The sequence below is a fragment of the Methylobacterium sp. GXF4 genome (genome assembly GCF_000272495.1).
Taxonomy (GTDB): domain Bacteria; phylum Pseudomonadota; class Alphaproteobacteria; order Rhizobiales; family Beijerinckiaceae; genus Methylobacterium; species Methylobacterium brachiatum.
The window spans coordinates 143,370-158,152 of sequence record NZ_AKFK01000046.1; the positions used below are offsets into that span (position 1 = coordinate 143,370).

A 14,783-nucleotide genomic window follows, 5' to 3' on the forward strand; every position below is an offset into this window, starting at 1 on the left:
GCTTGGGCCCGGCATATCGGTCGCGCAGGGCGGTAGGCAAGCGCCGCAGCTCCGCATGGGTTCCCCGCGCGGAACGCCGCGCCACCGCCCCGCCCCGGTGTGGCACCGGAGCCGCATCGGGGGCATCACCAGATGACCGACAAGAAGAAGGCCCCGTCCGCGATCGGACAGGGCCTCAGTCAAAGGGAGGAAACGCCCGCCATGGGCGAACACGGCGTCGCAAATCGCGCGCCACATACGCCCGATGGCAGGCAAGACTCCGTTAACCACGTCATGCTGAATGGTTTCTGTAGCCCTTGCCGACCCCCTCTGCAGGGCCCGGGCGCTGCCGCTCGAGCCGCCGACAGGAGCCGGAGACCATGACCCCTTTCAAACCGCAGGTGATCCGCGAGATTCATGCGCCGGTGCCCGCCAACGACCCGATGCGCGACGCGCCTCGGGATGCGTCCGCGCTTCTGATCCCGTTTCCCGGTACCGAGGCGCGCCGGACGCGCCGCCTGCCGCGCGCCGACGAGCAGCGCGGCGAGATCCTGTTCTTCCTCGGCGTGCGCTACGAGCGCCTCGCCTCCTGAGCCTGCCCCCGAGGTCGACCGGCCCGGCCGCGCGACGTTTCCGACGGTTTGATCATGCCTGTTCCGGACCGCCCCCGGCCGAATGTCCCACCGGATGCAGGCCGGCGCGTGAACCGCGGCCGCCGAGCCTCAGCCCTCCTGCCCGCCGGAGCGGTGCTGGCGCTGCTCGCCGCCTGCACGCAGAGCGGTGATTTCGGCCGGCCCCGGACCGGCGTCTGGAACGGGCTGATCGACACCACGGGCAGCTTCTCGGCGCGGGATCGCGGCCGCCTGATCCTCGATTCCGGCCTCACCGACGACGAGCAGGCCCTGCGCGACCGCGCCTGGCGGTTCGTGCAGCCGGCCAGCACCTTCTCGGCCTTCCACGATGCGCTGCTCGGACTGGCTAGCGCGCACGCGACGCCGACCTGGCGGTTCGACGAGGTCGGCACCTATTACGACACCCTGACCGCGGAAGCATCGCGCTCGCCGGTCTCCCGCTACCGCCAGCTCGCCGACGACGCGACGGCCGATGGCCGGCTGATCCCGATCTTCACGGCGCTCGCCGCGCGGGTGATCGACGCGGATGCCGCGCGGCTGCGCAGCCTGCCCTTCGCCAAGACCCTGGACGATGCCGACATCCGCCAGGCCGCGCAGAATGTCGCCGAGAACCGCTGCCTGATCGCCTGGGTGCGGATCGAGAGCGGCCTGCGGCTCGCCCGCTACCGCTACGCCCTGGAGCACCTCTTCGCCGCGGCCCCAGCCAAGGAATCGGTCTCGGCCGAGCGCGCCATCGCCATGCTCGCCGCCCGCCGCAACCTCCTCCAGCCGCTGCTCCCGGCGGATGCCGCAGCCCGCTGCGGCCTCGAGGCCGCCATCGCGCCGGTCGCCGAGGCTCCGCCGCTCGTCATCAAGGACTGACCGGAGCCGGCGTTACCGCCCCGCAGGCTTGCCGCCGGCGTCCTTGCCGGCGGGCTCGTCCGTCGGCGTGTCGGTGGTGCAGGAGACGGACTGGACCGCGGCGTTGGCACCGGGCCGCTGGCTCGGCAGACCCGCGATCACCCGGACGACCACGAAGCCCCGATTGTCCGGCGCGACGATGCGCACGTCGCGGCTCGGATCGTTCTCGTCGTCGTCGGCCAGCGCCTCGTCGTACTGGGCGCGGGTGAGGATCACGAGGTCGAGGGCGCCGCGCACCGCGGCCTGGTCGGTCACTGCGTAGAAGGCGCCGCGGCGGGCATGGGCCGCGAGCGACAGCGACAGCGGCCCGGTCCGTGCGGAGACGCGCATCGGCCCGTCGGCGAGATCGTAGGCGCAGACGCCCACCGCCACGGCCGGGTCCGGGATCGGCAGCCACGCCTCGGGCGGGGAGGGCTCGTCACCGGTGGCGATGGTGTAGATCGGCTGCGGGTGGTCCAGGTTCTCGCTGGTCCGGGCGCGCGAGACGGCATCCTTCTCGGACAGGACCGGGATCGCCAGCACCGCGGCGATGTGCACGATCCCGGCGAGCACCAGGCCGATCAGCGTGGCGTAGACGAAGCGCAGGCTCACGAGGCGCATCCCAGGCGGGTGATGGCCGGCACCGAATCCCGATCGAGCGAGCCGACGCTGGCGGCGACCGGGGTGTCGTAGAGCCGCAGCGCCAGACGCACCGGGCCACTGTCGCGCGGGCTCGGCAGCCAGTTGCCGGGTTGGACGTCGGAGGCGAGCACAACCGAGAACCGCCCATCGGCCCCACGCAGCACCTCGGTCGAGGTGAAGCCCTCACGCACGGCCGGGCGGCCGGGATCACGCGGGCCGCGGCCGGCGACCGTGAGGGTCCAGGCCCGGGCCGGGGGCGTGCCGCCGCCGACGCGGTAGCTGCAGGTGGCGTCGAGCGCCTGGCCCTGGTCGTCCACCGAAGCGGTCAGCAGCAGGCCCTCACCCACCGCCAGGGGGATCTCGCCCCGGCGGGCGTTGACCGCCCGCGTATAGGGATCGGCATTGGCCGCCCCGGCTTTGGGCCAGGCCGTCCAGGCGCCGACCTGAACGCCGCCGAACGGGTAGCCGCCGCGGGTCGCCCAATCGGCGCTGGCCAAGCCGAGCACCCCGCCGAGCCCCAGCGCATAGACGGCCAGGCCGGCGACCGAGCTCTTGCGCCAGAGATGGGCGAGGAAGCGGCCGGCGCCGCCGAGGGACCGGACCTTCGACGCGGGTCGATCGTCTCCGGCCGCGGCGCTGCGGCCGGGGCCTCCGGGAATCGCGAGCCTCATCGGATCACCGCAGCTCGATGCGGCCGCCGACGGATCGGGTGCCCTCGGCCACCTCCCGCGGCTGCGCCGGGGGGGCCGCGGCCCGGTCGCCCGGTTTCCGGTCGGTCTTCTGCGTGGCCTTGTCGGCGCCGCCGGCATCCGGCCGCGCCTCGCCGGCGGGGACGCGCTCGACCGTGCGGAACAGGCCGTTGAGCCCGCCGATCACCTCGAAGGAGCGGCGCGAGAGCTTGCCGTAGGCGCTGGCATTGGGGTCGAGCGGGGCGGTCGGCCCGCCGGACGCCTGCTGCTGGGCGGCGCGGGGATTGTCCTTCAGGCCGGGCAGGCCCTTGATCTCGATCCCCTGATGGGCCGGCTCCATCACGTCGTGCCAGAGCTGGGCCGGGAGCGAGCCGCCGGTGAGCTTATTGGTCGACGTGTGATCGTCGTTCCCGAACCAGACCGCGCCGACGTAACTGCCGGTGTAGCCGACGAACCAGGCATCCCGGTAGGCATTGGTGGTGCCCGACTTGCCGGCGACCTTCACGCCTTCGAGCTGGGCGCGCTTGCCGGTGCCCTCCTCGACGACCTTGTTGAGCATGAAGTTCATGTCGGCCACCACCTGGGGCGACAGAACCCGATCCGGCGGCTCGTCGGCGTGGCGGTAGATCACCTCGCCCGACGAGTTCTTCACCTCCATGGCCGCATAGGGCTTGGCCTTGAAGCCGCCATTGGCGAACACCGCGTAGCCGGCCGCCTGGTCGATCACCGTCACCTCGTCCGAGCCGATCGGCATCGAGACGGTGTCGATCAGGTTCGAGGTGATGCCCATCCGGTGGGCGGTCTCGATGATCTTGGCGCGCCCGGCCTTGGCGGCCCGGGCCTCGTGGCTGATGCCCATGGCCTTGCCGAGCGCGATCGAGATCTTGATCGGGATCGTGTTGATCGACTTCGCCACCGCGAGCCACATCGGCACCCGGCCGGCATAGGACCGGCCGTAATTCTGCGGGCACCAATTGCCGATGCAGACCGGGCTGTCGACCACCACGGTCTCGGGCTTGTAGAGGCCCGAGGCGAGGGCGGCGGAATACACGTAGGGCTTGAACGAGGAGCCGGGCTGGCGCAGCGCGTCGGTGGCACGGTTGAACTGGCTCTCGCCGTAATCGGCGCCGCCGACCATGGCGCGCAACGCCCCGTCCGGGTCGAGGATGACCATGGCGGCCTCATCCACGTCGAAGGCGTCGCCGGACTTGCGCAGGATGTCGGCGACCACGTCGTCGGCCCGCTTCTGGATCGCGAGGTCCAGGGGCGTCTTCACGGTGAGCACCCGGTCGCTGCGGAGCTTGCCCGCATCGGCCATGCCCTTGATCTCGCCGAAGGCCCAATCGAGGTAGTAATCGGCGGTGATGTCCCGGGTGCGGGTGACGGGCGTGGCCGGGTTGCGGAGCGCCGTCTGGATCTGGCCCTCGGTGACGAAGCCGGCCTCGACCATGTTGTGCAGCACGTCGGCCGCGCGGGCGCGGGCGGCGGGCAGGTTGACGTGGGGCGCGTATTTCGTCGGCGCCTTGAACAGGCCGGCCAGCATGGCCGCCTCGGCCAGGCTGATGTCCTTGAGCGGCTTGCCGAAATAGTAATCCGCCGCCGCCACGGCGCCGAAGGTGCCGCCGCCCATATAGGCGCGGTCGAGATAGAGCTTCAGGATCTCGTTCTTGGTGAGGTGGCTCTCCAGCCACAGGGCCAGGAACGCCTCGTTGATTTTTCTTTCCAGCGAGCGCTCGTTCGTCAAAAAGAGATTCTTGGCGAGCTGCTGGGTGATCGAGGAGCCGCCCTGGGTGTTGCCGCCGCCGCGCGAGTTGTTCACCAGCGCCCGCAGGGTGCCGATCGGGTCGATGCCCCAATGCTCGTAGAAGCGCCGGTCCTCGGTGGAGACCAGCGCCTTGATCATGATGTCGGGAAACTCGTCGAGCTTGAGCGAGTCGTCGTGCTTGATGCCCCGCCGCCCGACTTCCGTGCCGTAGCGGTCGAGGAAGGTCACCGCGAGGTCCTGCTGCTTCAGCCAGTTCTCGCTGGTCAGCTGGAAGGCGGGCTGCGCGAAGGCCAGCAGCAGCACCGCGCCGCCGGCGCCGAGGGTGACGGCCTCGCTGGTCAGGTCGAGGGCGAACCGCTTCCAGCCATGCACCGCGAACCGGCTCATGACCCGCTGGTAGCGCTCGTAGGCCGCGCCGGTGGACCGCCCACTGTCGTACAGGCCGGCATTGACCCAGGCATCGAACGCCAGGGCGGCGCGCTCGATGCGGATCTTGATCTCGGTGAGCGTCGGCAGGCGCACGTTGTCGGACCCGGCTTGTCGAGCGCCTCTGCGGCGGATCTTGGCGGCGAAGGATCGAGCGCCCGCACCGCGGGCCAGGATCCCGCGGCCGAGACACCGCGCGGCGTGCCCTTCCTTAGCAGGATCCGGAACGGTCGGCGAGGCTCTGCGCAGTCTCGTGATTCGCCGCAGGCCGGGCCGCTTGCCCCGCGGCGTCGGCTCGGGCAGAGACACGCTCTTCCCGATCGTGAGATTGACCGATGTCCAAACCCGAGGCGCTGCGCCGCGGGGTCGCCGAGCCGTTCTGGCGGACCAAGACCCTCGAAGCCATGACGCCGTCCGAGTGGGAGAGCCTGTGCGACGGGTGCGGTCGCTGCTGCCTGATCAAGCTCGAGGACGACGAGACCGGCGAAGTCCACCACACCGATATCGGCTGCACCCTGCTCGACGGCCTGACCTGCCGGTGCCGCGACTATGCCCGGCGCCAGAAGCGAGTGCCCGATTGCGTCCGCCTGACCCCGGAGGCGGTACGCACCATCCCCTGGCTACCGCCGACCTGCGCCTATCGCCTCATCCGGGACGGCGAGCCGCTCTATCCGTGGCATCCCCTGGTCTCGGGCCGCGCCTCCAGCGTGCACGAAGCCGGCATCTCCATCCGGGGCCGGCTCGCCGGCAACGAGGAGGAATTTTCCGACGACGAGCTGCCGGACCGGATCGTGGCCTGGCCGGGAGCGGATCCGGACGCGCCGTGAACCTCAGGCGAGCCCGGCGCGGCGGCCGAGCAGCCGGCCGCCCGCGAGGCTGTTGAGCCCGATCACCCCGACGACCGCGACCGCGTGGATCAGCAGATCCACCGCGGTGGCATCATGCGGATGGAACGGCATCAGCAGCGTCGCGGCCGCAGCCGCGGCGGCGAGGCCGCCCAGGGCCGCCGTCAGGCTCGGCCGGAGCGGGCAGGCGCGGCGCAGCATCACGACGATCAGCACCGAGAGCGGCACCGAGACGCAGACCAGGAAGCTGAAGCAGCCGGCGACTTCTTCCGGATGCGGCTGGCCGGTGCCGGGGGCGATCCAGTCGCGCAGGCAGCCGAACCCGCTCGCCCCGATCCAGAGGGCGAGCGGCGGCAGCGGCAGCAGCGCCCAGAGCTTGGAGCGGCCGGGCACGCTGGTCGCGAAAGCCGCGAAGGCCGCGCTCGCGGCGGTCAGCGCCGCGCCCAGCGCCGCGCAGGCGAGATCCGGCACGCCCATGCGCAGCATGAAGCCGCTGGTGTCGATCCGGCTCGCCAGGATCAGCCCGATGAGCAGGGCCGCGCCGAGCCACAGACCGGCGCGAAGAGCGGGAGAAGGCAGCGGCCGGACCGGCTCCAGGTTGCCGGCGAGTTCCTCGACGAGCCGCTCGTGACGGGCCAGATCGGCCATCAGCGCCGCTCCTGCATCAGGTTGGCGCGCAGGGCCTTCAGGGCCCGGTGCAGGTTGACCTTGAGGGCGCCCTTGCTGCGCCCGGTGAGGGCCGCGGTCTCGTCCAGCGACAACTCGCGCAGGCCGAGATGTTCCACGGCCTGCCGCTGACCGTCCGGCAGGGACGCGACCGCGCGCGCCAGGGCGGCGGCGCGGTCGCGCGCCTCGAGACCCTGGCCGGGCTCGGGGCCGGGATCGGCCTCGGCCTCGTAGGCGAGGGGATCGTGAACCTCCCGCGGCCGCCGGCCGGCCCGGCGCAGGCGGTCGATCGCCCGGCGCTGGGTGATGGCGCGCAGCCACGGCAGGAACGGCCGCGCCGGATCGTAGCTGGCGCGCGCCCGATGCACGGTCATCAGCGTGTCCTGGACGACGTCGTCCACGGCCTCGCCGCGCACGCCCTGCGCCCGGGCGATCGCCGAGACGACGGGCAGGCAAGCCTTCAGCAGGGCCCGATACGCGGCCGCGTCGCCACCCTGCGCGGCCGCCATCATGGCGGCCAGTTCCCCTTCGAGCGCCATGCGGGCCCCGCCGCCGATCCGTTCCCCGGCCTGCATCGAGTCTAGCCCGGGGTTGGCGTCCGGCGCCAGCACCCATCCGCCACCCGCCAAGCCACCCGCCAAGCCACCCGACATGGACAGCATCATCGCAGCCCCCCCGCGACAGCGCCGGGGCGCTCGTCGAGGCGGGCCGCGCCCAGGATGCGGCCATCCTCCGCCTGCAGAAGCAGGGCCGCCGTCTCGCCGGCGGGCGCGGCGGCCTCGACGGTCGCGGCGGCGCCGGACCAGGGGCCGAGATCCTGGATCGCCCGGACGACGTTGGCCTGCTCGAGGGTGCGCCCGGCATTCTCGCCGCGCAGGACCCGGCTGGTATGGCTCGGGTCGAAGCCGATCAGCAGGACCCGGCCGGCGCCGCGGCCCGCCCCGACCCGGGCGGTGAGGCGGCCGCCGTCACGCGCCAGCGTCACCGGAACGGACGCCCCGGCGCTCCGCGCCTGCGCGATTGCCGACCGCAGGGCGGCCTCGTCCGACCCGACGAGCCCCGCCTGGCCGTCGATCACCGCCTGCGGCGTATAGCTCGGGCCGCCGAACCGGGCGGCGTAGTCGTTCTGGCGCGCGGTGGCGGCCGGCAGGGAATAGGGGTCGCGCCAGTCGAGATGGTTCCAGTAGGTGACGTGGAAGGCCAGCGGCAGCACCTCCGCACCTTCATGGGCGAGCCGGCCGATCAGCGCCTCCGCGGGCGGGCAAGACGAGCAGCTCTGCGAGGTGAACAGCTCGACGACGACGGGGCGCTCCAGCGATGCGGCCGGGTGCACGGCGGCGAGCATCAGGGCAGCGGAGATCAACGCGACGCTTTTCATGGCCGGGCCTCCCGACACCGGCGGAGAGTGCCGGCGCGTGACCGATCTTTCGGCCGGATGCCGGCGCCGGTTACGCCCGATCGGATCCGTCGAGCTCGAACCGATCCACGTCCCGCAGCAGCTCGACGAAGGCGGCGGCACCGTGATCGAGCGCGGTCCGGCCGGCCGCCGCAGAGCCCAAGCGGGCATCGCCCATGGCTCCGGAGGGGTGCAGGTCGCCGGCCTTCCAGGCGAAAGCGGCGGGCCGGCCGGCGCGCAGATGGGTGAAATCCCGGACCATGGCGCGGTTGCGCGGCGGGAAATCGGCGATCCGGCCAATCCGCACCAGATCCGGCCGCAGGGCCAGCATCAAAGCGGTCTCGACGCCGCCGGCATGGATGCCGTACGCGATCTCGTCGGCGGGAAACAGTCCGTCCGGATAGCCGAACCGGGCCCAGGATGTCGTGACCGCGACGAGGCCGTACTGCGCCCGCAGGTCGCCGGCCACGAGATCGATCAGGGCGCTGTTGCCGCCATGGCTCGTGACGATCACCAGCTTGCGGCACCCGGCGCGCCGGATCGCGGCGCCGATCCCGATCCAGGCCGCCAGGGCCGTCCCGGTATCGAGCGAGAGCGTGCCCGGAAAGGCGTCGTGCTCGTCGGATTTGCCGATGGTCTGGACCGGCAGCAGCAGAACGTCGAGGTCGTCAGGGACCAGCGCGCGGACGCAAGCGAGGTAGCCCTCGGCGATGATCGCGTCCGTGCCGAGCGGCAGGTGCGGGCCGTGCTGCTCGATGGCGGCCACCGGCAGCACCGCAACGGCGCGCCGCATGTCGCGCCGCGCCAGATCGTCCGTGGTCAGATCGGACCAGAGCCGCGCCACCATGATCCTGGCCTGGACCTTCCCTCGAAACCACCGTTCGGCGCCGGTTGCCGACGGCGATCTATACCGCCCAAGCGCCCCGCGTCGAATGCCGGTCGACCGATTTGGAGCCGGTCAGGCGAAGAGGGCGTCGATGTCGTTCTGGGACGGGGTTTCCTCGACGGCCTGGGGGCCGTTGAGGAGCAGGTTCTCGGCACGGGCGCGGCGGGCCAGCTCCGCCGGATCGGTGGAGGTGGCATCGCGGGCCTTCACGGCGCCCACGAAGCGAGCGAGCCGCTGCTCGAACAGCCGCAGGGCCTCGACCACCTTGGCGATGCGCTGGCCGGTGATGTCCTGGAACGCGCAGGCCTCGAAGATCGTGTTGATTCGCTCCTCGACCGCATCCCGGTAGCCCGGCCCGTCCGGGAGGCTCAGCATCGCCTCCGCGGCCTCCATGATCGTGTTGGTCGCCCCGGCCGTGGCCTCGACGACGCTGCCGAGCTCCTCATGGGCCATGGGGATCCGGTCGCGGCTCATCTCGTTCGCCCGGAGCGCGCCGATCTCCTCGCGCAGGTGGGCGATGTAATCCGCGATCTCGATCAACTCGGAGATCACGGCGTGCGGCTCACGGAACCGCATATCGGGCTGGCGCGCGGCGGATGAAGCCATGCTCTCCTCCTGGGATCGGCGACCATCGATGCCGGCGGCATCGCTCTTGGGCGTCTTCCGGCGTGCCGAGGGCTTCGCCGGAGGGCGCGTGGGACGTGCCACGGAACTCATCAGTTCCCGCAGACGGCCTCGATCTTGGATTTGAGCGTCGCCGCGTTGAAGGGCTTCACGATATAATTGTTCACGCCGGCCTTTTTGGCCGCGATGACGTTTTCAGTCTTCGATTCGGCGGTGACCATGATGAACGGCGTGGTCCGCAGGTTCTCGTCCGCCCGCACGTGCCGGAGGAGCTCGTAGCCGGTCATCGGCTCCATGTTCCAGTCGGAGATGACCAGGCCGTACTTGCGGTCCTTGAGCCGCGCCAGTGCTGCCGTACCGTCAGACGCGTCGTCGACCTCCTCGAAGCCGAGTTGCTTCAGTAGATTCCGAATGATTCGGACCATCGTCTGGTAATCGTCGACAACGAGGATCGGCATGCTCAGATCGAGAGCCATAGACCAACTGCTCCGTATTGCCCGGCGGGAAGCCGCGGCGGCTCCCGGAAAGATGAACGCTTCACTAACGCCGCAAAATAGCCGCGCTGCACAGCATTTAAAATAGGGCACGCGCATTGCGAAGCCGTTAATCTGCAGGTGTGTCATTCGCGGCCGGCTCCTGCAATGTCGCAGCGCGGTCGCTTCGCTTGACCCTCCGGGCGGGTTTCGGCAGGGTCCGGCGGCGTCGGGCCTGACGCGGACAGCTCAGGCGCTTCCATCCGACCCTTCCGAGTCTCCGACCCCGAATCGATGGCCTCAGGCGACGAACCGGCCATGCGGCCCTTCACGATTTGCGGCGCGGACGCTCCGGTCCCGCCCGCCCTGTCCGGCGCGGTCGCGGCGATCGGCAATTTCGACGGCGTCCATCGCGGTCACCGGGTGTTGGTCGAGAACGTGCGCGCGGCGGCGCGCGAGGCCGGCCGGCCGGCGGCGGTGCTGACCTTCGAGCCGCATCCGCGCGCCTATTTCGCCCCCGATGCGCCGATGTTCCGCCTGACCTCGCTGGCCGCGAAGGAGATCGTGTTCGCCCGTCTCGGCCTCGACGGGCTGATCGTGCGTCGCTTCGACGGCGCGCTGGCCGCCACGAGCGCGCGCGCCTTCGTGCTCGCGTTCCTCAAGGGCTCGCTCGGCCTGTCCGGGGTCGTGGTCGGCCACGATTTTCATTTCGGCCGTGGCCGCGAAGGCACGCCGGCAATCCTGGCGGAGCTCTGCCGCGAGGCGGGGCTCGGCTGCCGGATCGTGGAGCCGGTCGCCCTCGGGGGCGAGACGGAGCCGGTCTCGTCGAGCGCGATCCGCGCGGCCCTGGCCTCGGGCGACGTCGCCCGGGCCAACGCGCTGCTCGGCTATCGCTGGTTCGTGCTCGGCCAGGTCCGCCACGGCGACAAGCGCGGGCGCCAGCTCGGCTTCCCGACCGCCAACGTGATGCTGCCCGATTGCGGGCTGGCGCACGGTATCTACGCGGTGCGCGTGCGCCTCGGGCCGGGCGAGATCCGCGACGGGGTCGCGAGCTACGGGCGCCGCCCGACCTTCGACGACGGCGCGCCGCTGCTGGAGGTCTACCTGTTCGATTTCGCGGGCGACCTCTACGGGCGGGAGATCGCGGTCGAATGCGTCGGCTACATCCGCGGCGAGGAGCGGTTCGACAGCGCCGAGGCGCTGATCGCGCGCATGCATATCGACGCCGACACGGCCCGGTCCCTGCTGGCCGCCGACCGGACCCCATCGATGCTCGCCTGATTCTCCGAACGCGTGAGATGATGTAGAAGGCGGGCTTGATCAGGAGGCGGATGTGCTGGGTCGCTACGAGCGTGGACAGAACGGCGAGGCGGTCGTCGAGTACGGGGACGGTACCATGCGGGTGGTCAAGCCGGGCAGCTTCGTGCGCTGCGCGGTCACCGGCGAGTCGATCCCGCTGGACGGGTTGCGCTACTGGAGCGCCACGCGGCAGGAAGCCTACGTGTCGCCCGAGGCGATTATGAAGCGCCTCAAGGAAACCGGACGTCCGTAGCCTCCGACAGCGCCTGCCGGATCTGGCGGCGCAGGGCCTCCGGATCTCCCGGCACGAGGCGCACGCGCAGCACGTCGACCCGGGCCGCGAAGGCGGCGGGCAGCCGCACGGCATCCTTCTCGGTGGTCACGAGATCCGCACCGAGCCGGGCCGCCTCCGCGGCGAGCGCGGCGAGATCCGCGTCGCGATAGGGGTGATGATCCGGGAAGGGCCGCTCGGCCGCGATCACGGCGCCGGTCCCGCGCAGGGTCGCGAAGAACTTTTCGGGCCGGCCGATCCCGGCAAAGGCCAGGCAGCGCCGGCCGGCGAAACCGGCGCCCTCCGGGATCAGCTGCGCCCGGTGGACCGGCACCCCGCGGCGCGCCGCGATCTCTGCAACCCACCGGCCGGGCGCGTCGTCGCCGACGAGGATCAGGCCGGCGACATGGGGCCATTGCCGCGCGAGCGGCGCGCGCAGGGGACCGGCCGGGAACGGGCGGCCGTTGCCGATGCCGGCGCCGCCATCGACCACCGCCCAGGCGAGATCCTTGGCGAGCGACGGGTTCTGCAGCCCGTCATCCATGACGATCACGTCGGCGCCGAGGCTCCGGCACAGCGCCGCCCCGGCCGGGCGGTCCCGGGCTACGATTGTCGGCGCGTGGCGGGCGAGGAGCAGCGGCTCGTCGCCGACATCCGCGGCGGCATGACCGTCGGGATCGACCCGGACCGGGCCGGCGAGACGCCCGCCATAGCCCCGGGACAGGAAGGCCGGTTTCCGGCCGAGCTCCGTGAGCAGGGCGGCGACCGCGATCGCGGCGGGCGTCTTGCCGGCCCCGCCGAGGGTGAAGTTTCCGAGGCACAGGACCGGGCAGCCGGCTTCGGCGCCGGGCCGATCCATGCGCCGGGCGGTGAGCGCGCCGTAGGCCGCGCCGAGGGGTGCGAGGCACCGCGCCGCCGGGTGGTCGGCCCCCGCCGCCCAGAAGCGCGGTGGCCGCATCAGGCCCGCGCGAGCGGCCGTGCGAGATCGCCCCGGTCGAGCCGCTGAAGCTTCATCTGCGCCACGAAGGGTTCGAGCACCGCGAGCGTGCGCCCGACCGCCCCCTCGAACGGCCGCAGCGCCCCCGGGCCGGCCTGGACCATGCCGGCAAGACGCCTCGGATCGCCCAGGACCTCGCCGACCATGGCGGCCAGCTCGACGCCGTCCTTGACCGGCAGGGCGGCGCCGGCCCGGTCGAGGGCGCGATAGACGGCGTCGAAATTGTCCGTATGCGGCCCGTGCAGGATCGCGGTGTCGAGGCGGACCGGCTCGATCGGGTTCTGGCCGCCATGCGGGACGAGCGAGCCGCCGAGGAAGGCCAGCGGTGCGAGCCGGTAGAACAGGCCCAGCTCGCCGATCGTGTCGGCGACGTAGATCTCCACGGACGGATGGGGCCGACCGCCGCTGGAGCGTCTGGCGCTGCGCAGATTGTAGGCCGCCGCGGCTTCGGCCGCTTCGGCGCCGCGGCTCGGATGGCGGGGAGCGAGGATCGTCAAGAGCTTCGGAAACTGCGCCTTCAGCACCGCATGGGCGTAGGCGACCATGCTGTCCTCGCCCGGATGGGTGCTCGCGGCGACCCAGACCGGCCGGCCGGCGATCATGCCCTCCAGATAGGCGCGTTGCTGCGGATCGACCGGCGGGACCTGAGCGTCGAATTTCAGGTTGCCGGTGATGCTGACCCGGGGCGCGCCGAGCTTGGCGTAGCGCGCGCCATCCTCCTGGGTCTGCGTCAGGCAGACCGCGATCCGCGACAGCAGCGCCTTGGCGGTGCGCGGGCAGCGCTCCCAGCCCTTGAACGACCGCTCCGACATCCGGCCGTTGACCAGGATGAGCGGGATCTCGCGGGCGTCCAGCTCCAGGATCGTGTTCGGCCAGATCTCCGACTCGGCCACGATGGCGAGGTTCGGCTGCCAATGGGCGAGGAACCGGGCGACCCAGCGCGGCGCGTCGAGCGGCACGTATTGGTGCACCGCCCCGGGCGGGAGCCGCCCCCGGATCAGCTCGGCGGCCGAGCGGGTGCCGGTGGTCACCAGCACCGAGAAGCCCCGGGCGATCATGCCCTCCACCAGACCGATCAGCGACAGGACCTCGCCGACGCTGGCGCCGTGCATCCAGGCGAGCGGCCCGACCGGACGGGCCCGGCCCGGCAGGCCGCGCCGCTCGGGCAGCCGCAGCGGATCCTCCTTGCCGCGATGGGCACGCCAGGCGAGGAGGCCGGCCAGGGCGGGCTCGCCGACCCACAGGCCGGCACGGTAGACCTGCAACGGCAGGGTCACGGACGGGAGCTTCACGCGGATTCTCCGACCGGATCGACACCCGCGGCCGGCGGCGTGCCGCGATAGAGCGCGGCGCGGTCGGCACGTCCCACCAGCGCGTAGGCGCGGGCATGGACCCGGTTCATCTCGGCTTCGAGGCGCCGCCGCAGCGCCTCGAACTCCTCGCCGGCGCAATCGCGGGCGACGTAGATCGGCGCGCCCAGCACAACCGCGCCCCGCCCGAACGGCAATCCGAGACAGGCCCGGTCCCAGGATTTGAAGCGCAGGTGCCGGCTCGTCACCACGGCGGCCGGGACGATCGGCCGGCCCGAGAAGCGTGCCAGCGTCAGGATCCCGGCATCGCAGCGGCGTGAGACCTTCGGCACGTCCGCGCTGAAGGCGACGGACTCGCCGGCCTTGAGGGCCCGCAGCATCGCCCGCAACCCCTCGGCCCCGCCCTTGGCGCGGGTATCGGTCGCCCGGTCCCGGCCCCGGGCGCCGGAGGCCCGGATCACCCGCACGCCGAGATGCTCCAGCGCGATCGTGTTGATGTTGCCGTCCGGGCTCTTCGAGATGATCGTGGCCACCCGGTCGCTCGGCCGGCGCATGAACGGCATCATGATGTGCTGCCCGTGCCACATGCCGGCGATGAGCGGCACCTGCGCGTCGATCCACCCATCCGCGGCACCGGGGCCGGCCGCATCGGCATGGACCTCGAAGCGATTCGTGGCCTGCACGAGCCGCAGATACCCGGCCGCCAGGCGCCCGAGGACGCGCTGAACGGCGGGATGGCGAAGGATGCGCTTGCCGAGACTCATGAGACGCTTGTGGCAGCCGGAGCGGCGCAGCCTGAACGGACCGGGCGGGGATTCGTCCGCCCACGGTCTAGTCCCCTGGCCCGCGCCAACGCAACTCGCGCGCCGCCAGGGATAGCGAATCGTCCCTTCGTCGCGCGCCCGCTCCGCGGAAGCTCGACCCGCGTCCAACAAAAGATCGAACCCTCCTTGTTTAGATACGTTCCAAACTATAGATTGGAATTCATCTAAACAGGAGTGCGA

The 14,783-nt window shown here is 71.8% G+C and carries 17 protein-coding genes; 5 read left to right on the forward strand and 12 right to left on the reverse strand.

Going from position 1 to position 14,783, the window contains the following annotated elements; genetic code table 11:
• Positions 1-359 precede the first annotated feature (359 nt).
• Together WYO_RS05415 and WYO_RS05420 are read left to right on the forward strand one after the other, a co-directional pair.
• Positions 360-572, forward strand: a complete 213-nt coding sequence (locus tag WYO_RS05415; protein WP_007560004.1) for a hypothetical protein — start codon at positions 360-362, stop codon at positions 570-572.
• Between the two features lie 108 nt (positions 573-680).
• Positions 681-1,472 (forward strand): hypothetical protein, encoded by a 792-nt coding sequence (locus WYO_RS05420; protein WP_007560005.1) that lies wholly within the window; start codon positions 681-683, stop codon positions 1,470-1,472.
• A 12-nt stretch (positions 1,473-1,484) separates the two neighbouring features.
• Here the strand turns inward: WYO_RS05420 and WYO_RS05425 are convergent, their stop codons facing one another.
• The 3 genes from WYO_RS05425 to WYO_RS05435 are packed head-to-tail and all read right to left on the reverse strand — an operon-like array spanning position 1,485 to position 5,108.
• Positions 1,485-2,111, reverse strand: a complete 627-nt coding sequence (locus WYO_RS05425) for a hypothetical protein (protein WP_007560007.1) — start codon at positions 2,109-2,111, stop codon at positions 1,485-1,487.
• Positions 2,099-2,803: a DUF1214 domain-containing protein gene (locus WYO_RS05430; RefSeq protein WP_007560008.1), complete on the reverse strand. Its 705-nt coding sequence runs from the start codon at positions 2,801-2,803 to the stop codon at positions 2,099-2,101. The genes WYO_RS05425 and WYO_RS05430 overlap by 13 nt, the downstream gene beginning before the upstream one ends.
• Positions 2,804-2,807: 4 nt before the next feature.
• The gene (locus tag WYO_RS05435; RefSeq protein ID WP_039902319.1) at positions 2,808-5,108 is read right to left on the reverse strand and encodes a PBP1A family penicillin-binding protein; all 2,301 of its coding nucleotides are present in this window, start codon (positions 5,106-5,108) and stop codon (positions 2,808-2,810) included.
• Between the two features lie 239 nt (positions 5,109-5,347).
• On the opposite strand from WYO_RS05435, the gene WYO_RS05440 reads away from it, so the two are divergent.
• Positions 5,348-5,839: a YcgN family cysteine cluster protein gene (locus WYO_RS05440; protein ID WP_007560010.1), complete on the forward strand. Its 492-nt coding sequence runs from the start codon at positions 5,348-5,350 to the stop codon at positions 5,837-5,839.
• A gap of 3 nt (positions 5,840-5,842) precedes the next feature.
• On the opposite strand, the gene WYO_RS05445 is transcribed toward WYO_RS05440, so the two are convergent.
• The 6 genes from WYO_RS05445 to WYO_RS05470 all read right to left on the reverse strand — a co-directional run bounded on the left by WYO_RS05445 (position 5,843) and on the right by WYO_RS05470 (position 9,905).
• A complete protein-coding gene (locus tag WYO_RS05445) occupies positions 5,843-6,505 on the reverse strand; it encodes an NrsF family protein (protein ID WP_007560011.1) in 663 nt (220 codons plus the stop codon).
• On the reverse strand, positions 6,505-7,062 hold the full coding sequence (locus tag WYO_RS05450) for an RNA polymerase sigma factor (RefSeq protein WP_039902353.1): 558 nt from the start codon (positions 7,060-7,062) through the stop codon (positions 6,505-6,507). Before WYO_RS05450 ends, WYO_RS05445 begins: the two co-directional genes overlap by 1 nt.
• A 122-nt stretch (positions 7,063-7,184) precedes the next feature.
• Positions 7,185-7,901 (reverse strand): DUF1223 domain-containing protein, encoded by a 717-nt coding sequence (locus tag WYO_RS05455; protein WP_007560013.1) that lies wholly within the window; start codon positions 7,899-7,901, stop codon positions 7,185-7,187.
• 70 nt (positions 7,902-7,971) lie between these two features.
• Complete coding sequence (locus tag WYO_RS05460; protein WP_007560014.1) at positions 7,972-8,766, reverse strand: creatininase family protein; 795 nt, start codon at positions 8,764-8,766, stop codon at positions 7,972-7,974.
• Between the two features lie 111 nt (positions 8,767-8,877).
• A complete protein-coding gene (locus tag WYO_RS05465) occupies positions 8,878-9,411 on the reverse strand; it encodes a protein phosphatase CheZ (RefSeq protein ID WP_007560015.1) in 534 nt (177 codons plus the stop codon).
• A 110-nt stretch (positions 9,412-9,521) separates the two neighbouring features.
• Positions 9,522-9,905 carry a response regulator gene (locus tag WYO_RS05470; protein ID WP_007560016.1) on the reverse strand — a complete coding sequence of 128 codons (384 nt, stop codon included), beginning with the start codon at positions 9,903-9,905 and terminating at the stop codon, positions 9,522-9,524.
• A gap of 291 nt (positions 9,906-10,196) precedes the next feature.
• Here WYO_RS05470 and WYO_RS05475 point away from each other — a divergent pair, with 291 nt between their 5' ends.
• Positions 10,197-11,183 carry a bifunctional riboflavin kinase/FAD synthetase gene (locus tag WYO_RS05475; RefSeq protein WP_039902322.1) on the forward strand — a complete coding sequence of 329 codons (987 nt, stop codon included), beginning with the start codon at positions 10,197-10,199 and terminating at the stop codon, positions 11,181-11,183.
• A gap of 52 nt (positions 11,184-11,235) precedes the next feature.
• A complete protein-coding gene (locus tag WYO_RS05480) occupies positions 11,236-11,454 on the forward strand; it encodes a DUF2093 domain-containing protein (protein WP_007560020.1) in 219 nt (72 codons plus the stop codon).
• Here WYO_RS05480 and lpxK read toward each other — a convergent pair.
• The 3 genes from lpxK to WYO_RS05495 are packed head-to-tail and all read right to left on the reverse strand — an operon-like array spanning position 11,432 to position 14,543.
• Positions 11,432-12,430 (reverse strand): tetraacyldisaccharide 4'-kinase, encoded by a 999-nt coding sequence (gene lpxK, locus WYO_RS05485; RefSeq protein ID WP_007560022.1) that lies wholly within the window; start codon positions 12,428-12,430, stop codon positions 11,432-11,434. The genes WYO_RS05480 and lpxK overlap by 23 nt on opposite strands.
• A complete protein-coding gene (locus WYO_RS05490) occupies positions 12,430-13,761 on the reverse strand; it encodes a 3-deoxy-D-manno-octulosonic acid transferase (RefSeq protein WP_007560024.1) in 1,332 nt (443 codons plus the stop codon). Before WYO_RS05490 ends, lpxK begins: the two co-directional genes overlap by 1 nt.
• Positions 13,758-14,543, reverse strand: coding sequence for a lysophospholipid acyltransferase family protein (locus WYO_RS05495; RefSeq protein ID WP_007560026.1), 786 nt, complete (start codon positions 14,541-14,543; stop codon positions 13,758-13,760). The genes WYO_RS05490 and WYO_RS05495 overlap by 4 nt, the downstream gene beginning before the upstream one ends.
• Between the last annotated feature and the right edge of the window lie 240 nt (positions 14,544-14,783).